The sequence below is a fragment of the Pseudidiomarina sediminum DSM 21906 genome (assembly GCF_000423165.1).
GTDB classification, from domain to species: domain Bacteria; phylum Pseudomonadota; class Gammaproteobacteria; order Enterobacterales; family Alteromonadaceae; genus Pseudidiomarina; species Pseudidiomarina sediminum.
On record NZ_KE383983.1, the window covers coordinates 1,178,678 to 1,196,370 of the forward strand.

Sequence of the window (17,693 nt, forward strand, 5' to 3'; positions counted from 1 at the left end):
TATGGCACGCTTTTATCGTCCGCAAAAGCACACGCCGAAGGCTGCGGTGGAATTGGCCGAGCAAAGGGTGGTTGGCTTGGACCATCAAGGCCGGGGCGTGGTGCGCACCCCAAAAGGTGTTCGTTTCGTTGCTGGAGCGCTGCCCGATGAAGTGATCCGCATGCGTTTGCAGGGCAAATACGACGCCCAATTGCTCGCGGTGACCACGCCTGCGCCAACGCGGCAAACGCCCGCGTGCCCCTATTATGAGCGTTGCGGTGGCTGCGACATGCAGCACTATGCACTCGAAGCACAACGTGAGCATAAACAACGTGTCGTCCACGAGTTACTCCAAAAGTTCGCACAGCTTGCGCCGCAACAATGGCTTGCGCCTTTAACTGCTGATGCCTGGCGCTACCGTCGTCGTTTACGCTTAGCCTGTCATTGGGACAGCAAGCGACAACGCTTCACCCTCGGCTTACGCGAAGCGCAAAGTAAGCGCATTGTGGCCGTTGACGATTGTCTGGTCGCTAGCACCACACTTACCGAGCTGTTGGCGCCGCTGCGTACGTTGCTGCCGCAGCTTGATTTGGTGCGTGAGCTTGGGCACGTGGAGCTGTTGCAAACGGAACAACGCATTGTGGTACTGCGGTTAGGTCAATGGCCGAGCGCTGATGATGTGCAGCAACTTCTCAATTTTGCGCAACAACAGCAACTGCAGGTGTGGTTACACTGCGGTACGCAGGCACCACAACCTTTGTTAGCGGAAGGTGAAACGGCGGTGGTTCCGCATTATCAAAGTGCCGATGTCAGTTTGGCCTTTCAGCCGGGCGATTTCTTACAGGCGCATGGAGCCTTAAACCCGATGATGGTTGCGCAAGCTCTTGAGTGGCTCGCGCTAACCCCGGGCGAGCAGGTGCTTGAGCTGTACGCCGGTAGCGGTAATTTTACCCTGCCGATGGCGCGCCAAGGGGCACAGGTTACGGCCATTGAAGGTGTCGCCTCAATGGTGGAGCGCTTGCAACAAAATGCGCAAGCGCAGAACGTCAGTGTGCGGGGATACCATGCTGACTTAGAACAACCCTGGCAGGACTATGCTTGGGCTCAAACAGGTTACAGCAAAGTGTTACTCGATCCGGCCCGCGCCGGAGCTGCACATGCCATTACGGAAGTGGTGAAGTTACAGCCGCAGCGTGTGGTTTATGTGTCGTGTGCGCCAGATACCTTAGCGCGTGACGCCGCAGTGTTGGCTGCACACGGCTATGTATTAAAACAGGCGCAAGTCATTGACATGTTCCCGCAAACCCATCACATTGAGTGTTTGACGTGGTTTGAACGGGAGGCATAGCGGTGGTTTATGTGCGCAGTACCCATGTTGATAAACCGGAACACAACGGAGACTGGTTACAGCATGTGATGAGCGCTGAAGTTAAAGCGCATTTGGCGGAACGTGAACAAGGTTTACGCGACGGCCTTAGCGACGCCCCTGAGCTGGTGCTCAAAGGCCGCGAAATGGTAGAAATTCTGGCCGCGCTCAATCTTGATGACGAATCACTGTTGGCCGCGCTCTACAGTCCTGCCTATCAGGCGCACAAACTGAGTCGCGAGTTCATTGCCGAAAATCATGGCGAGCGGCTTGCCGAACTGCTTGATGCCGTGCAGCAGATGCAGATGATTAGCGAACTGCAAAGCTTCCAGCATGGCAAACCCAACGTAGAACAAATTGATAATGTCCGGCGTATGTTGCTGTCGATGGTGGCGGACGTACGTGCGGTGCTGATTAAGTTGGCCGAGCGCATCTGTCGTTTGCGAGAAGTGAAAAACGCTGATGAAGAAACCCGGGTTTTGGTGGCGAAAGAGTGTCAGGACATCTACGCACCCTTGGCCAACCGCTTGGGCATTGGGCAACTGAAATGGGAGCTAGAAGACCTCGCATTTCGCTATTTACACCCACAAACCTACAAAGCCATCGCCAAGCAATTGCTAGAACGCCGCGTCGATCGCGAAAACTATATTGAAAGTTTTGTGCAGCACTTAACGGAGCAACTGCAGTTGCAGGGCGTGAGTGCGAACGTTTATGGACGGCCAAAACACATTTATTCGATTTGGCGCAAGATGCAGAAGAAGCATCTCGATTTTGAGCAGTTGTATGATATTCGTGCGGTACGTGTGATCACCGATTCGCTGAAAGATTGCTACGCCGCGCTTGGTGTCGTGCACAGCGAATGGCGTCATATTCAGTCGGAGTTTGATGACTATATCGCAACCCCTAAAGCCAATGGTTACCAGTCCATTCACACGGTGGTGATCGGTCCTGAAGACAAGCATGTCGAAATACAAATTCGCACCCAAGCGATGCACGATGACGCCGAGCTTGGTGTCGCTGCCCACTGGCTGTACAAAGAGGGTAATGCCGGTAAAAGCGGTGGTTTTGAAGAAAAAATTGCGTGGTTACGGAAGTTGTTGGCTTGGCATGAAGATATGGCCGAGAACGACGAGTTGGTCGCTGAGATTCGTTCTCAGGTGTTTGAAGACCGGGTTTACGTATTCACGCCAAAAGGTGAAGTGGTTGACTTGCCGCACGGTGCAACGCCACTAGATTTTGCCTATTACATTCACTCCCAAGTGGGGCACCGTTGTGTCGGTGCCAAAGTCGATGGCCATATCGTTCCTTTCACCTATAGCTTACGCAATGGTGAACGGGTTGAGATACTAACCCAGAAAACCTCGAAGCCGCGGCGTGATTGGTTGAACCCTGCGCTAGGTTATTTACGTACCTCACGGGCACGAAGCAAGGTCGTTACCTACTTTAAAAAACTCGATCGCGACAAGCATTTGAAAGCCGGTCGTGAGCTGTTAGAAGCAGAGTTACAAAAGCTAGCGATTCCGTTGAGTCAAGCTGCGACGGTACTCGAGCGTTTTAATTTCAATACCTTAGATGATTTGTTAGCGGCAATCGGCGCGGGTGATGTGCGGTTGAATCAAGTCGTGAACCAGCTCAAGCCAACCCCAGACGCGACCTCTGAACGCCTCGAGCGGTTGCAGCGACAACGCCAACCGAAAAGCAGTAAGCAGGGCGATGTAAGTGTGCAGGGGATTGGTAATTTATTGGTGCAGTTTGCCAAGTGTTGTCAGCCGATCCCGGGTGAGCCGATCATGGGCTTTGTGACCCAAGGCCGTGGCGTATCGGTACACCACCGTGATTGCGAACAACTTAAACATTTATTGGAAACCTATCCAGAACGTGGCTTGCAGGTGCACTGGAGCCGTGCTGAACAAGGCCGCTATCGCGCTGACTTAGTGATTGATGCGGATGATCGCAACGGTTTGTTGCACGACATCACCTCTATTTTGGCGAATGAGAAAACCAGTGTGGCGCAACTCGATTCCAAACAAGACCCTGTGAGCCAACAAGCGCGGATCTCATTGGGGGTTGTGGTGGACGGGCAAACCACTTTACAACGTTTGGTGTCACGGTTGTTGCAAGTGAAAGGAGTACATAAAGTTGAGCGAAGTGGGGTCTAATCCAGCGTGGCAAAACGCCGCACAGTTTCCTGGTATGGCAGCGTTAGTTGAGGTGATGCGTCGCTTGCGTGATCCCAACGGGGGCTGCCCATGGGATCTTAAGCAAACCTTAGTCAGCTTGATCCCATACACCATTGAAGAAGCTTATGAAGTGGCCGCGGCGATTACCGAAGGTGACCTGGCCGCGATCAAAGACGAGCTCGGCGACTTGTTGTTTCAAGTGGTGTTTTATACCCAGTTGACCGCTGAACAAGGGCAGTTTGACTTAGATGCAGTCGCGCAACAAACCGCGGACAAACTGATCCGTCGTCACCCACATGTGTTTGGTGACCAACAGGCGCAAACCGATAGCGAAATCAAAGCGCAGTGGGAAGCGATCAAACAGCAAGAGCGCGCTGAGAAAGGTCAGCAAGATTCAGTATTTGAAGGGATTGCCGATAATTTGCCGGCTATTTTGATGGCGCAGAAGCTACAAAAGCGTGCCGCCACGGTTGGCTTCGATTGGCATGAGATCACTCCAGTACTGGATAAAATACGCGAAGAAATCGCCGAAGTTGAAGAAGAGCTCGCCGCCGCGGAGGTCGATCACGATGGGTTAGAGGCGGAAATAGGTGATGTGCTTTTCGCCGTGGTGAACTTAGCGCGCCATGCGCATGTGAATCCGGAACATGCCTTACGTCGCACCAATGTGAAATTTAAACAGCGCTTTCAGGCGATTGAACAAAATTTAGCAGAACAAGGTCTGCGTGCTGAAGCTTTATCTCTTGAAGCCCTTGAGGAACAATGGCAACGCGTTAAACACACGCAAAAGAGCGAAATTTAAATTGTCGGAATAGGGTCCTTACGGTATACTATTTTCCCGTCTTGAAGCAATTCCCATTTCACCTGACGACTTAGGTTTCGCATGACAACTAATTATATTTTCGTCACCGGCGGTGTAGTATCTTCGCTGGGTAAAGGTATTGCTGCAGCTTCATTGGCGGCAATTCTCGAAGCACGTGGCTTACAAGTCACGATTTTAAAACTCGACCCTTATATCAACGTTGACCCGGGCACCATGAGCCCAACCCAACATGGTGAGGTGTTCGTTACCGAAGACGGTGCAGAAACGGATCTTGACCTAGGTCACTATGAGCGTTTCATCCGCACCCGGATGACCAAGAAAAACAACTTCACTGCCGGACGTGTGTACGAAGATATTATTCGTCGCGAACGTCGTGGTGAGTTTCTTGGCGCAACCATCCAAGTTATTCCGCACATCACCAACGAAATCAAACGTCGTATTGTCGCTGGTGGTGAAGGCTACGATATTGCCATCATCGAAATTGGCGGTACCGTAGGTGACATCGAGTCACAACCTTTCCTTGAAGCCATTCGTCAATTGGCCACTGAAGTTGGGCGTGATCGTACGATGTTCATGCACTTGACCTTAGTGCCATTCCTTGGCGCTGCGGGCGAAGTAAAAACCAAGCCTACGCAGCACTCAGTGAAAGAATTACGTTCGATTGGTATTCAGCCAGACATTCTAGTGTGCCGTTCGGATCGTGCCTTACCTGCGAATGAGCGTGGCAAGATTGCGTTGTTTACCAACGTTGAAGAGCGCGCGGTCATTGGCCTTAAAGACGTCGATAGTATTTACAAAATCCCTGCGGTATTGAAGTCGCAAGGGCTAGATGAGTTAGTTGTGAACCGGTTCCGTTTGGATCGTCCGGAAGCTGACTTGTCGGAATGGGAACAAGTGCTGTATCAAGAGTCGAATCCAAGTGGCGAAGTCACCATTGGTTTTGTCGGTAAATACATCGAACTTCCTGATGCTTATAAATCAGTAAACGAAGCTTTGGCGCACGCGGGGTTGAAGAACCGTTTGGCGGTGACGATTCGTTATATTGATGCACAAGATGTGGAAAGCAAAGGCGTTGCCAAATTGGCTGACGTGGATGCCATTATTGTACCTGGCGGCTTCGGTGAGCGTGGTATTCAAGGCAAGATCATGGCGGCACAATACGCACGTGAGCAGAAAATTCCATACTTGGGCATTTGCTTAGGTATGCAAATTGCTTTGATTGAATACGCCCGCCACGTTGCCAAGCTTGAAGGTGCGAACAGCACCGAGTTTGATCCTGATGCAAAACACCCTGTGGTTGGTTTGATCACCGAGTGGATGGACGCTAAAGGGCAAAAAGAGTTACGCGATCAGCAATCTGACCTTGGTGGCACCATGCGTCTTGGCGCGCAGCCGTGTAACCTGGTTGAAGGCACTATTGCCCGTTCACTGTACGGTAGTGATGTGGTGCAAGAGCGTCACCGTCACCGTTACGAAGTCAACGGCACTTACATTGAAAAGCTCGAAGCTGCGGGCTTGAAAGTTTCTGGCTGGTCGCATGATAATCGCTTGGTTGAGATTATTGAGATCCCAGAGCACCCGTGGTTTGTTGCTGCGCAGTTCCACCCGGAATTCAGCTCAACACCGCGTGATGGACATCCGCTGTTCCGTGGCTTTATTGAAGCCGCTGGTATTTATCAAAAGCAACGTCGCGGCTAACGGTCGTACAACAGGAGTAAGGCTTTAACATGGCAACTATTCAATCTATTGTCGCTCGTGAAATCATGGATTCACGTGGAAACCCAACCGTTGAAGTAGATGTGCATTTAAGCGATGGCCATTGGGGTCGTGCTGCTGCGCCAAGTGGCGCTTCAACGGGCTCGCGTGAAGCGCTCGAGTTACGTGACGGCGATAAAGCGCGTTATTTAGGTAAAGGCGTTTTGCAAGCGGTGGCAAACGTGAACGAACGTATTGCTCCGAAATTACAAGGCGTGGATGCTGCGGACCAAGCAAACGTTGACCAAATCATGCTTGATTTGGATGCTACTGAAAATAAGGCAACCTTGGGCGCGAACGCTATTTTGGCGGTGTCGTTGGCGACTGCAAAAGCAGCTGCTGCGAGCGCTGGTGTACCTTTGTATGCGCACATTGCGCAACTCAATGGTACTGCGAACACCTACAGCATGCCGTTACCGATGATGAACATTCTGAACGGTGGTGAGCACGCGGATAACAACGTTGATATCCAAGAGTTCATGATTCAGCCAGTAGGTGCAGCAAACTTCCACGAAGGTTTGCGCATGGGTGCTGAAGTCTTTCATGCGTTGAAAAAAGTATTGCAAGACCGTGGTCTTAGTACTGCTGTTGGCGACGAGGGCGGCTTTGCACCGAACTTAAGCTCGAACGAAGAAGCTTTGGCTGTCATCGTTGAAGCCGTTGAGAAAGCGGGCTACCGCATGGGTGACGACATCACCTTAGCATTAGATTGCGCAGCATCTGAATTCTACCGTGATGGCAAGTACCACTTGTCGGGCGAAGGTAAATCATTTACTGCCGCTGAGTTTGCTGAGTACCTCGCTGGTTTGTGTGAGCGTTACCCAATCATTTCGATTGAAGATGGCTTGGACGAAAGTGACTGGGACGGTTGGAAGATCTTAACTGAGCGTCTTGGTGACAAGGTGCAGTTGGTGGGTGATGACTTGTTTGTTACCAATACCAAGATCTTAAAGCGTGGTATTGATGAACACATCGGTAACTCGATTTTGATCAAGTTCAATCAAATCGGTAGCTTGACTGAAACGCTCGCAGCGATTCGCATGGCAGCGGAAGCAGGCTTCACCGCGGTGATTTCACACCGTTCAGGTGAAACTGAAGACGCGACCATCGCAGACTTAGCGGTCGGTACTGCTGCCGGTCAAATCAAAACCGGTTCACTGTGTCGCTCGGATCGCGTGGCGAAGTACAATCAATTGTTGCGAATCGAGCAAGAATTGAATGAACAAGCACCGTATCGCGGTCGTGCGGAAGTACGCGCAGCGAATTAAGTTCGGGTAGCACACTTGTGAACGCGCAACGCGACATCTTTGAAGTCGTAGAAACACCACAGCCGGGTCATCACCCGGCTGCTTTCCCTGAATTGTGCACGGCGCTCTACGAGCGCGAGTTAGCGGTGCTAGCGCAACAAGACGTCGCGTCAGCCAAAGGCTTGCAGCGTCGCTTAAAAAGTCTGAGTTACTACATTCAAAAAGCTGCCCGCGATATGCTGGCAAGCGACTCCCCCTGTGAACTTGACGTGCAAAACGCTAGTTGGCAGGCAGCCCAAAAGCGCCAGCTTAAAAGCACAGCAACCCGCGCGCAAAAGCTACACCAGTGGTTGCAAAGCGGCAACGTCCCGTTGGGGCTTTCGGTGCCGGTGCTGAACCTTGATCCGCATTTACAACAAGTTCGTCTTGATTCCATTGACCGTATTGATCCGGTACAACAACGGGTACATTGCAATGCGTCAGGTTGGTTTGATTTTAATGGCGAAAGTTGCGAAGCCGATGGCACGCATCTTGTTCTGGCGAAGCCTGAGAAACAGCTGATGCAGGCGGCCGTAAGTGGGCATCAATGGTCCCACAAAGGGCGCATCGATCCGCGTACGTTATCGTTACGTGAGTTATTGCTTGCCGCAGCGATCGACTGGAATCGACTAGCGGGTTAGTAACGCCACTACCCCAGAACTGATGATCAACAGCAAGGCCAGTTTACGAAACACTTGCTCTGATAACTTGCCACTCACACGATGCCCTAAGTAAGCCCCGGCGATCGCACCAGCGAGTAACGCCGCAATCAGGGTAATATCGAGATTCTGGTAGCTGCCTTGACTGGCAAATGACACCACGTTGGTTAATCCGATAGCGAGAAAAAACACCGCTAAGGTGGCTCGAAACTCGGTCTGATGCAATCGTGAAGCGGTCAAGAACAACACCACCGGTGGTCCACCTAGGGTGAGGGCGCCGTTGCTGATACCGGCTAATAGGCCGACTCCGACCTGCAACGGACGGGTTGCTTTCAGCTGCCATTGCACGCCAAACCAAAACAACACACCTAGCCCAATGACCAGGAGCGCCATACCTAACTGGAGCGTTGCTACGGGAACCCAATGTAACAGTTGATTACCAAGCAGCGAACCGAGCATGCCAGCGACGAGTAAACTGTGCCACCGCCGTACGTGGAGATAGTGGCGCAACAGCCAGCACAGATAACCAGCCATAAAAACGTTGACGATGGAAACTAAGGGCGTTAATACGGGCAGCGGTAGCAGTAAACTCAATAAAGGGACGGCTAATAAACCCGAACCAAAACCGGTAATTCCTTGTAAAAAGGCTCCCGTTAGCATAATCAATGCGATAAGGTAATATTCCATAGTGATCCACGTAATGACTTGGTTCGTCGCGAAAGAAAGGTATACTTAGGGAATCATACCATGCGAGTGAAGCGATGCGTTTGTTAAAACTCTTTTTGCTAGTGCTATTGGTGGTATTGCAATACCGTTTATGGCTGGGCAAAAATAGCTTACCAGAGTACTGGCATCTGCAAGAAGATGTCGCCAGACAAGAACAGTCCAACCAAAAGTTACGGCAACGTAATCAAGTGTTGATGGCTGACATTACTGATCTTCGCGAAGGTGAAGTCGCTCTTGAAGAGCGGGCGCGCAACGAACTGGGTCTTATCAAAGAAGACGAGACGTTTTTCCGTTTAATCGCTACCAAATCCAAAAACTATGACGAAAATTAATCAGGTTGCTGTGGTCGTTCCGGCGGCTGGAGTAGGACGCCGGATGCAATCTGCTGTTCCTAAACAATACCTACAATTAGGTCATCAAACGGTGTTGCAATGGACCCTAGCGGCAGTAACACAGGACCCGCGGGTGGCGCATGTGTATGTTGCGCTTCACCCTGATGATCCCTATTTTTCTGAACTCGAATGCCAAATCTCGGTACCGATGACAGGACTGCATGGCGGTGCGACGCGCGCAGCATCGGTTGCGGCGGGTGTCGCTAAGGCGCACGCCGATGGCTTTGCCTGGGTCGCAGTGCATGACGCAGCGCGGCCGTGCTTAAGCGCTGGCGAATTAACCGAGGTGCTTGATGTGGCGCTAAGCGATGACGTAGGCGCCATTCTCGCGCTGCCGGTTGCGGATACCTTAAAGCGCGCTACGCCCGAGGACCGCATTGCCGGCACCGTCGCGCGTGAGCAACTTTGGCAAGCCCTGACGCCACAGGTGTTTCCTAGTGAGGCTTTGTTGGCAGGCTTCGCACAACTTGGTGTCGAACATCCCGCATTGACCGACGAAGCCTCGGTATTTGAAGCGCTTGGCCAAGCGCCAAAGCTGGTGGTGGGGCGGCGCACCAATTTAAAAATTACCTTGCCCGGTGATGAAGCACTGGCGCAACTCATCTTAATGCAATCGCATCAGCAAGCGTAAGGAGAAGGCATGCGCATTGGTCATGGCTATGACGTGCATAAATTTGGCGGTGAAGGCCCGTTGTGGTTAGGCGGCGTTGAAGTTCCGCATGAACAAGGTTTACTGGCACACTCTGATGGTGATGTGGTGCTGCACGCAGTAACCGATGCCGTGCTCGGCGCATTGGCCTTAGGCGATATCGGCCGCCACTTTCCGGATACCGATGCCGCATATGCCGGAGCCGACAGTGCAGAACTTTTGGTGCAGGTGATCCGTATGGTCGGAGAGAAAGGTTATACCCTGGGCAATCTTGACGTCACCGTGGTGGCACAAGCACCGCGGTTAGCAAGTTATATCGAGGCAATGCGTGAGCGTATTGCCGGTTTATTCAATGCCCCTGTAGATGCCGTCAATGTGAAGGCAACCACCACGGAGAAGCTCGGCTTTGTTGGTCGAAAAGAAGGTATTGCTTGCCACAGCGTAGTGTTGATGAAGGCGGTGAGCGATGTCTGATGGCCTAACCACGCTTGCCTATTTGCACGGTGCACCTCAAGTAAATGCACAGTTTCGGGCAACCAATAATGACTTCCAGGTGGTTGAGCAGCTGGACGTTGAAGATGAAGGTGCAGGGGAGCACCAGTGGCTTTGGGTCGCCAAAAGCGGTGCCAATACGACCTTCGTTGCGCGGCAGTTGGCTGAGTTTGCCGGGGTTGATGAACGTCAGGTAAGCTATGCCGGCTTGAAAGACCGCCACGCTGAAACCTGGCAGTGGTTTTCGGTGCAATTGCCCGGTCAGCAATTGCTGGCATGGCATGACCTTAAGCATCCAGAGTTTCGCGTCGAGCGAGCGCTGCTGCGTAGTAAAAAATTGAAGCTCGGTTACCACCAAGGCAATGCGTTTCGCTTGCGCTTACGTGATGTCAATGACGTGGCTGCGTTGCACCAGCGCTGGCAGCAAATTATTGAACAGGGTGTTCCCAACTACTTTGGTGAGCAGCGCTTCGGCCATGACGGACAAAACCTCACCAAGGCGCGCGCTTGGTTAACTGGTGAGCTGAGTCGTAAACAGGTCAAACGTTGGAGCCGTCAACAGCAAGGCTTGTTACTTTCAAGTGTGCGTAGCGCGTTGTTTAACCAGATTGTTAGCGCTCGTATAGCGGCACAACGGTTACAACCTGAAGTGGACGACTTTTTGTTATTGCAAGGTACACGCTCGTTTTTCCGTGTTGAAGCGCTCGATGACGCTTTAGCGCAGCGCTTCGCATCAGGCGACGTGCAACTATCAGCGCCGCTAGCCGGCTCGTGGCGTGAGCCTTGGCAGGATCATCTGAGTCCGTTTGAATACGAGCAATTGCAGCAAGAGGCCGAGCTATTGGCTGGGCTGCAGCGCCAGCGCGTCGATTTAGCACGGCGCGCCTTGCTGCTGTTACCACAAGATACCGCGTGGCATGAAGTCGATGCCACAACCGTCGAGCTAAGCTTTCGCTTGCCACGGGGTAGCTTTGCTACCAGTGTATTACGCGAATTAATCCAACCTCTAACGAAATAAGGTGAAGCATTATGATGAAGCTATTGGTGAGCAATGATGATGGTGTTCATGCACCGGGAATTGCTGCACTGCACGAGGCGTTGAAAGAAATCGCAAAGGTGCGCGTGATTGCACCGGATCGGAACTGTAGCGGTGCGAGTAACTCGTTAACCCTGCACAATCCTTTGCGTGTTCAGCAACTCGAGAATGGCTTTTATTCAGTGAATGGCACACCAACAGACTGTGTGCACTTAGGGACCAACTCGCCGTTAGCTGACGATGTTGACCTGGTCGTCTCTGGCATCAATGATTGCCCGAATATGGGGGATGACGTGATGTATTCAGGCACGGTTGCGGCGGCAATGGAAGGGCGCTTTATGGGCTTGCCGGCAATTGCTGTGTCAATGGGCGGACGCTCGCACGATTATTATGAGACCGCCGCTCGGGTCGTCGCTGATATCGTTAATAAAATGGCTGAGACGCCGTTACGTCTGGCGACCATCTTGAACATTAACGTGCCAGCAATGCCGTATGAAGACCTTAAGGGGGTTAAAGTAACGCGTCTTGGGCGTCGTCATCGCGCTGAAACAATGGTTGAAGCGACCGACCCCTTTGGTAAAAAAATCTATTGGTACGGGCCAGTCGGTGGTCATCAGGACGATGCTGAAGATACTGATTTTCATGCGGTGCGTGAAGGTTATGTATCGATCACACCGATTAGTCTGGATATGACAGCCAAAGTACATCAAGATACCTTAGCGAATTGGTTGAACGAACAATAAGAATAAATCCATCATGATTCAAAACTATCAGGGTATGGCCAAGCGCTTGGTCACCTTACTGCGTCAGCAGGGCATTACCAATGAGGCGGTTCTTGAGGTGATCGCCACCACACCGCGGCATTTGTTTATGCCCGAATCGTTGGCGCACAAAGCCTATGAAAATACTGCGTTACCAATTGGTAAAGGCCAAACGATTTCACAACCATTGATGGTAGCATCAATGACACAACTGTTGATGCAGCACCATTGTCACAATGTGTTAGAAATTGGCACTGGCAGTGGTTATCAAACCGCGATATTGGCGCAATTGGTCGAGAAAGTGTTTTCGGTGGAACGGATCGCTGAATTGCAATACCAGGCGAAACGTCGGTTGAAGAAACTTGATTTGCACAATATCAGTATGCGCCATGGTGATGGCTGGCAAGGATGGCAAAGTAAAGCGCCCTTTGATGGCATTATCGTTACCGCGGCGGCCAGTGATATTCCGCATGCCTTAATGGAACAACTGGCTGATGGTGGGGTGATGCTGATCCCAGTCGGCACAGTGAAACAACGGTTGGTGGTGATTCGCCGATTTGGTGATGATTTTGAACACAAGCGCTTGGGTGACGTGAAATTCGTCCCTTTGGTACCAGGAAGTCTTGCATGAAGTTATTTAGTCCGCTGTATGACAAAGTATTGCAATGGTCACAGCACCGACGTGCGCCATCGATTCTTGCCGCATTGAGTTTTTCGGAGTCGGTAATTTTTCCGATCCCGCCAGATGTGATGTTGGCACCTATGGCAATGACGCAACCCCAGCGGGCGTGGTTTTTTGCGTTTTTAACGACCATGGCCTCGGTGTTAGGCGGCATTGCGGGGTATTGGCTGGGCTATTTCGCGTTTGAACCTTTGGTGGTGCCGTTGATTGAATGGGCAGGTTACCAAGATAAACTGGCAACCATGACCCAGTGGTTTCAGGACTATGGCTTTTGGATCATTTTTATCGCTGGCTTTTCTCCGTTGCCCTATAAATTGTTTACCGTGACGGGTGGTATGCTCCAAGTCATGTTCCTACCCTTCGTGTTAGGTTCGCTGATCAGTCGCGGTCTACGTTTCTATTTGGTCGCTTGGTTATTGCGTACCGGTGGCCCGAAGATGGCAGTTAAGTTACGCACTTACGTGGATAGAATTGGTTGGGCAACAGTTATTCTTGCTGGAATCGCTTATGTATGGACGCGCTAGACTTGTTTTAACCTTTACGCTCGTTGTGCTGACGTTGGCCGGTTGCGCCCAGCGTCAAGCGCCTGCGCCGGTTGAAAAAGTGTACCGTGGGCCCACCATCCATGATTTTGAGGCGAATAGTCTCAGCGGCAGTCATTATGTCGTGCAAAAGGGCGACACCCTTTATTCCATCGCATTTCGTGCCAATGTCGATATCCGTCGTTTGGCGCGCTACAACAAGCTCTCTGAGCCATATACCATTTATCCTGGTCAAAAATTGCAACTTCGTGAAGCAAAAAAACAACCGACTGGTACGCGTGAAGTCGTAGCGTCGCCTATTACCGTTGATCCCCGTGACAATAAAGAGTATGTTGAGAATCAACGTAAACAAAAGGTTACTGTACCGACGCCGGTAAGACGACCGCAAGTGAAAGAGGAGACCTTCCCTAGTAGTAACGCGATTGCTTGGCGTTGGCCGACAAGAAACCGTGTGATTCGTGAATTTACAACGACTGCTGCAGGCCCGAAAGGGATCGACTTCGAGGGTACGAAGGGCGATAAAGTGATTGCAGCAGCAGCAGGGAAGGTTGTTTATGCGGGTAATGCATTAAAAGGGTATGGCAATTTAATTATCCTGAAACACAACGATGATTATATAACTGCGTACGCCCACAACGACAAATTGTTAGTTGAAGAACAACAATGGGTCAGCGCAGGAGATGCAATTGCCGAGATGGGTAACACTGATGCGGAACGCATTAAGTTGCATTTTGAAGTGCGTTTTCGTGGCAAGTCAGTCAACCCTCGGCATTATTTACCACGGGGGTCACAATGAGTCGGGAAGAGCAAATTGACGACATTGATGCTGAAGAAGCGTTAATGACGGAAGACGAAGCATCCGAAACAACGGATAGCAAAGACGATGACAATGCTTTTGAAGAAATCATTGCCAATCGTGCCAACTATCAAAAGAAGATGGATGCCACGCAGCTGTATTTAAGTGAGATTGGCTTCTCACCTTTGCTTACGGCTGAAGAAGAAGTCCATTTCGCTCGATTAGCCCTTAAAGGCGATGATGCAGCACGCTGCCGGATGATCGAAAGCAACCTGCGACTGGTGGTTAAGATTGCCAGACGCTATACCAATCGAGGTCTTGCCTTACTGGATTTGGTCGAAGAGGGAAACCTCGGCTTGATCCGCGCCGTTGAAAAGTTTGACCCCGAGCGCGGCTTTCGCTTCTCAACTTATGCCACGTGGTGGATCCGCCAAACCATTGAACGTGCGATTATGAACCAAACGCGCACCATCCGTTTACCTATTCACGTCGTCAAAGAACTTAATAGTTATCTTCGCGCCTCTCGTGAGCTGGCGCAACAACTCGATCATGAGCCGACAGCAGAGGATATCGCAGCCAAGTTGGATGTGTCCGTTGCGGATGTCAGCCGCATGCTACGTTTGAATGAACGGATCGCCTCGGTAGATACACCGCTTGGTGGTGACAATGACAAAGCGCTGGTCGACTTGCTCACCGACGAGAACGATTATGGCCCTGAAGGCGTCATGCAAAGTGATGATCTGAAACAGCATATCGTCGAATGGCTAGCGAGTTTGAACTCGAAACAGCGAGAAGTCTTAGCGCGACGGTTTGGCTTGATGGGTTATGAGCCTGCAACCTTAGAAGACGTCGGGCGAGAAATAGGCCTTACGCGTGAACGCGTCCGACAAATCCAAGTTGAAGCATTACGCCGCTTACGCGACATGCTGCGTCAACAAGGATTAAGTTTGGACGCTTTATTTCAAGGCGAGTAAGCTAGTCCTGCTGCAGTTGCTGTTGCCAGCGCGACAGCCACTGCAATGCTTCAAGCGGTGTCATCCCGTTGAGGTTCAACTGACCCAGTTCATCTAAGAGCGGATGCGCAGCGGTAACCACTTCGACAGCAGGTTGCTCCGTCGGTAATTCCAGTTGACGTTGCGGTTGCGCCTCGAGTTCCTGTAACACCTGCTTTGCCCGTTGTAAGACCGGACGCGGTAGTCCAGCAAGCTGCGCCACTTGTACGCCAAAACTGCGGTTCGCCGCACCTTGCGCCACCCGATGCTCAAACACAATGCGCTCGTCATGCTCACTTGCTTCCACGTGCACATTACAACAGCCTTCCTGGTTGCCAATGCTCTGCGTTAACTCAAAATAGTGGGTGGCAAAAAGTGTTAAGGCGCGATTACGTTGTAATAAGGCTTCCGCACAGGCCCAAGCTAGGGCAAGACCATCGTAGGTTGAGGTGCCACGACCGATTTCATCCATTAACACCAAGCTTTGCGGTGTCGCATTGTGCAAAATGGTCGCCGCTTCGGTCATCTCTACCATGAAGGTTGAGCGTCCTGAGGCTAGATCGTCAGAGGCACCAATGCGGGTAAAAATACGATCCAATGGACCGAAGGTCGCCGTCGCTGCTGGAACAAAGCTGCCACAGTGCGCTAATACCGCAAGCAATGCCGTTTGCCGCATGTAGGTCGATTTACCGCCCATGTTGGGGCCTGTGATCAACAACATGCGTTGTTCAGGCGTCATCTGCACATCATTGGCAATAAACGGCACGTCTAATTGCGCCTCAATGACCGGGTGCCGTGCTTGTTGCAAATGGATGCCGAGTTGGTCACTAAGTTGTGGGCGGCAATAGTGCTGTGCCATGGCTTGGCAGGCAAAGCTATGCAGCACATCAAGCTCTGCAACGGCTTGCGCCATCCGCTGTAGCTCGGTTAAATGCTCCGCCACTTCGTTCAGCAGGGCGTCGTAGAGCCATTTTTCACGTGCCAACGCGCGGGACTGGGCTTGTAGCACCTTATCTTCGTACGTTTTGAGCTCCGGAATAATGTAGCGCTCAGCATTTTTTAGGGTTTGACGTCGTTGATAATCGGCTGGGATCGCTGCCGCTGCAGCGCGGCTGGCTTCAAGATAATAGCCGTGGACTTTGTTGTAGCCGATCTTTAGTGTTTGGATACCCGTACGCTCCCGTTCACGGGTTTCAATTTGTCGAAGAAAGTCGGTGGCGCCGTCGGCCAGCTGACGTTGCTCATCGAGTTCAGGATCAAAGCCATCGGCGATCACACCGCCGTCGCGGATCAGCATCGGCGGCGTCTCCACTAAGGCCTGCTCAAGCAAGCTGCGGAGTGCCGGACGCTCAATCAAATGTTCAAGCCAAACCTGCAAATCATCCTGCTGCGCTAATTGCTGGCGCACTTCAGGTAGGGCTTGTAAGGCGCTGCGTAGGCGCGTTAAGTCGCGTGGACGGGCACTGCGCAGGGCAATACGCGATAAAATACGTTCGACATCACCAATCGCGCGCAGTAGCTTTTTCAGCGTTGGGAGATCTTCTTGCTGTAGGGCATCGACGGCATTGTAACGTTGCTCTAGCACGGCTTTTGCGCGTACCGGCCGTTGCAGCCAACGACGCAGTAGACGGCCACCCATGGCGGTCGCAGTATGATTAATGGTTTCAAACAATGACGTTGCAGCACCGCTGAGCGAGCGTACCAACTCAAGGTTACGCTGCGTTGCCGCGTCCATTTGCACTGCGTCATCGCTTTGCTCGGCACGAATGCTTTGAATGTGCGGTAAGGCAGAGCGCTGCGTCAGCTTTACGTAGTTCAAAATAGCGCCGGCAGCGCCGAGAGCGAGCGGCAAGTGCTGAACGCCAAAACCGTCGAGGTGTTGCACATCAAACTGGCGACAAAGCAGCGCTGCAGCGCTATCGCTGGCGAACTCCCAGTCCGGCCGGCTACGAATCACCTTAGTGTCATACCAGTTCTTTTGCCACGACAAGGTATCCGGATAGAGTAATTCGGCAGGTTGCAAGCGTTGTAATTCCGCTTGCAAGCTTGCTTCGTCGTTACATTGCGCGACTAAAAAGCGGCCGCTGGCAAGATCGAGACTAGCTAAGCCGAAACGCTCCTGTTCGGCGACGACCGCTACGAGTAGATTCTCAGTGGCTTCAGACAGCAGTGCTTCATCAGTTACGGTACCTGGCGTTAATACGCGAATGACTTTCCGCTCGACCGGTCCTTTGCTGGTTGCAGGGTCGCCGACTTGTTCACAGATGGCGACCGATTCACCGAGCTGTAACAAGCGCGCGAGATAATTTTCGGCGGCGTGATAGGGCACCCCGGCCATTGGGATCGGATTGCCGTTGCTCGCCCCGCGTTGGGTGAGCGAGATATCGAGCAGTTCGGCAGCACGTTTGGCGTCATCGTAAAAGAGTTCGTAAAAGTCTCCCATACGATAGAATAAAAGCGTGTCCGCATGCTCCGCTTTGATGCGTAAGTATTGTTGCATCATGGGCGTGTGGGCTGAAAAATCAAGAGTAGCTGTTGTGGCTTTCGACATGCCTGTTATTATCCGTTATCGCGTCA

The 17,693-nt window shown here is 51.8% G+C and carries 17 protein-coding genes; 15 read left to right on the top strand and 2 right to left on the bottom strand.

The window, feature by feature from the left end; genetic code table 11:
* Position 1: 1 nt before the first annotated feature.
* From rlmD to G535_RS0111015, 6 genes are all read left to right on the top strand, one after another.
* Positions 2–1,327 carry a 23S rRNA (uracil(1939)-C(5))-methyltransferase RlmD gene (rlmD, locus tag G535_RS0110990; RefSeq protein WP_026862104.1) on the top strand — a complete coding sequence of 442 codons (1,326 nt, stop codon included), beginning with the start codon at positions 2–4 and terminating at the stop codon, positions 1,325–1,327.
* 2 nt (positions 1,328–1,329) lie between these two features.
* The gene (gene relA, locus G535_RS0110995) at positions 1,330–3,504 is read left to right on the top strand and encodes a GTP diphosphokinase (RefSeq protein ID WP_026862105.1); all 2,175 of its coding nucleotides are present in this window, start codon (positions 1,330–1,332) and stop codon (positions 3,502–3,504) included.
* Positions 3,494–4,327: a nucleoside triphosphate pyrophosphohydrolase gene (mazG, locus tag G535_RS0111000; RefSeq protein ID WP_338053364.1), complete on the top strand. Its 834-nt coding sequence runs from the start codon at positions 3,494–3,496 to the stop codon at positions 4,325–4,327. Before relA ends, mazG begins: the two co-directional genes overlap by 11 nt.
* 81 nt (positions 4,328–4,408) lie before the next feature.
* On the top strand, positions 4,409–6,046 hold the full coding sequence (locus tag G535_RS0111005) for a CTP synthase (RefSeq protein WP_026862107.1): 1,638 nt from the start codon (positions 4,409–4,411) through the stop codon (positions 6,044–6,046).
* A 29-nt stretch (positions 6,047–6,075) separates the two neighbouring features.
* Complete coding sequence (gene eno, locus G535_RS0111010) at positions 6,076–7,371, top strand: phosphopyruvate hydratase (protein WP_026862108.1); 1,296 nt, start codon at positions 6,076–6,078, stop codon at positions 7,369–7,371.
* Positions 7,372–7,388: 17 nt separating this feature from the next.
* Positions 7,389–8,030 carry a hypothetical protein gene (locus tag G535_RS0111015; RefSeq protein WP_026862109.1) on the top strand — a complete coding sequence of 214 codons (642 nt, stop codon included), beginning with the start codon at positions 7,389–7,391 and terminating at the stop codon, positions 8,028–8,030.
* Here the strand turns inward: G535_RS0111015 and G535_RS0111020 are convergent.
* Positions 8,019–8,735 (bottom strand): sulfite exporter TauE/SafE family protein, encoded by a 717-nt coding sequence (locus G535_RS0111020; protein ID WP_026862110.1) that lies wholly within the window; start codon positions 8,733–8,735, stop codon positions 8,019–8,021. The genes G535_RS0111015 and G535_RS0111020 overlap by 12 nt on opposite strands.
* A 74-nt stretch (positions 8,736–8,809) precedes the next feature.
* On the opposite strand from G535_RS0111020, the gene ftsB reads away from it, so the two are divergent.
* Genes ftsB through rpoS form a run of 9 tightly spaced genes read left to right on the top strand, consistent with a single transcriptional unit; the run spans position 8,810 to position 15,098 of the window.
* A complete protein-coding gene (gene ftsB, locus G535_RS0111025) occupies positions 8,810–9,106 on the top strand; it encodes a cell division protein FtsB (RefSeq protein ID WP_026862111.1) in 297 nt (98 codons plus the stop codon).
* Complete coding sequence (ispD, locus tag G535_RS13525; RefSeq protein WP_034728082.1) at positions 9,093–9,797, top strand: 2-C-methyl-D-erythritol 4-phosphate cytidylyltransferase; 705 nt, start codon at positions 9,093–9,095, stop codon at positions 9,795–9,797. Before ftsB ends, ispD begins: the two co-directional genes overlap by 14 nt.
* A gap of 9 nt (positions 9,798–9,806) precedes the next feature.
* Positions 9,807–10,289, top strand: coding sequence for a 2-C-methyl-D-erythritol 2,4-cyclodiphosphate synthase (gene ispF / locus G535_RS0111035; protein ID WP_026862112.1), 483 nt, complete (start codon positions 9,807–9,809; stop codon positions 10,287–10,289).
* Positions 10,282–11,325, top strand: coding sequence for a tRNA pseudouridine(13) synthase TruD (gene truD / locus G535_RS0111040; protein WP_026862113.1), 1,044 nt, complete (start codon positions 10,282–10,284; stop codon positions 11,323–11,325). Before ispF ends, truD begins: the two co-directional genes overlap by 8 nt.
* Before the next feature lie 11 nt (positions 11,326–11,336).
* A complete protein-coding gene (gene surE / locus G535_RS0111045; protein ID WP_084616855.1) occupies positions 11,337–12,086 on the top strand; it encodes a 5'/3'-nucleotidase SurE in 750 nt (249 codons plus the stop codon).
* Positions 12,087–12,099: 13 nt separating this feature from the next.
* Entirely contained in the window at positions 12,100–12,735 is a 636-nt protein-coding gene (locus G535_RS0111050; protein ID WP_026862115.1) for a protein-L-isoaspartate(D-aspartate) O-methyltransferase, read from the top strand.
* Positions 12,732–13,310 carry a YqaA family protein gene (locus tag G535_RS0111055; RefSeq protein WP_026862116.1) on the top strand — a complete coding sequence of 193 codons (579 nt, stop codon included), beginning with the start codon at positions 12,732–12,734 and terminating at the stop codon, positions 13,308–13,310. The genes G535_RS0111050 and G535_RS0111055 overlap by 4 nt, the downstream gene beginning before the upstream one ends.
* Positions 13,294–14,124, top strand: a complete 831-nt coding sequence (locus G535_RS0111060; RefSeq protein WP_026862117.1) for a peptidoglycan DD-metalloendopeptidase family protein — start codon at positions 13,294–13,296, stop codon at positions 14,122–14,124. The genes G535_RS0111055 and G535_RS0111060 overlap by 17 nt, the downstream gene beginning before the upstream one ends.
* Positions 14,121–15,098 (top strand): RNA polymerase sigma factor RpoS, encoded by a 978-nt coding sequence (gene rpoS / locus G535_RS0111065; protein WP_026862118.1) that lies wholly within the window; start codon positions 14,121–14,123, stop codon positions 15,096–15,098. The genes G535_RS0111060 and rpoS overlap by 4 nt, the downstream gene beginning before the upstream one ends.
* A 1-nt stretch (position 15,099) precedes the next feature.
* On the opposite strand, the gene mutS is transcribed toward rpoS, so the two are convergent.
* The gene (mutS, locus tag G535_RS0111070) at positions 15,100–17,667 is read right to left on the bottom strand and encodes a DNA mismatch repair protein MutS (protein WP_026862119.1); all 2,568 of its coding nucleotides are present in this window, start codon (positions 17,665–17,667) and stop codon (positions 15,100–15,102) included.
* Positions 17,668–17,693: the final 26 nt, after the last annotated feature.

Excerpts from the sequence above, each read along its gene's own strand:
- truD (WP_026862113.1), top strand. The coding sequence starts at position 10,282 with ATGTCTGATGGCCTAACCACGCTTGCCTATTTGCACGGTGCACCTCAA.
- ispF (WP_026862112.1), top strand. The coding sequence starts at position 9,807 with ATGCGCATTGGTCATGGCTATGACGTGCATAAATTTGGCGGTGAAGGC.
- G535_RS0111050 (WP_026862115.1), top strand. The coding sequence starts at position 12,100 with ATGATTCAAAACTATCAGGGTATGGCCAAGCGCTTGGTCACCTTACTG.
- G535_RS0111055 (WP_026862116.1), top strand. The coding sequence starts at position 12,732 with ATGAAGTTATTTAGTCCGCTGTATGACAAAGTATTGCAATGGTCACAG.
- rlmD (WP_026862104.1), top strand. The coding sequence starts at position 2 with ATGGCACGCTTTTATCGTCCGCAAAAGCACACGCCGAAGGCTGCGGTG.
- eno (WP_026862108.1), top strand. The coding sequence starts at position 6,076 with ATGGCAACTATTCAATCTATTGTCGCTCGTGAAATCATGGATTCACGT.
- ftsB (WP_026862111.1), top strand. The coding sequence starts at position 8,810 with ATGCGTTTGTTAAAACTCTTTTTGCTAGTGCTATTGGTGGTATTGCAA.
- ispD (WP_034728082.1), top strand. The coding sequence starts at position 9,093 with ATGACGAAAATTAATCAGGTTGCTGTGGTCGTTCCGGCGGCTGGAGTA.
- surE (WP_084616855.1), top strand. The coding sequence starts at position 11,337 with ATGATGAAGCTATTGGTGAGCAATGATGATGGTGTTCATGCACCGGGA.
- rpoS (WP_026862118.1), top strand. The coding sequence starts at position 14,121 with ATGAGTCGGGAAGAGCAAATTGACGACATTGATGCTGAAGAAGCGTTA.
- G535_RS0111060 (WP_026862117.1), top strand. The coding sequence starts at position 13,294 with ATGTATGGACGCGCTAGACTTGTTTTAACCTTTACGCTCGTTGTGCTG.
- mutS (WP_026862119.1), bottom strand. The coding sequence starts at position 17,667 with ATGTCGAAAGCCACAACAGCTACTCTTGATTTTTCAGCCCACACGCCC.
- G535_RS0111020 (WP_026862110.1), bottom strand. The coding sequence starts at position 8,735 with ATGGAATATTACCTTATCGCATTGATTATGCTAACGGGAGCCTTTTTA.
- G535_RS0111005 (WP_026862107.1), top strand. The coding sequence starts at position 4,409 with ATGACAACTAATTATATTTTCGTCACCGGCGGTGTAGTATCTTCGCTG.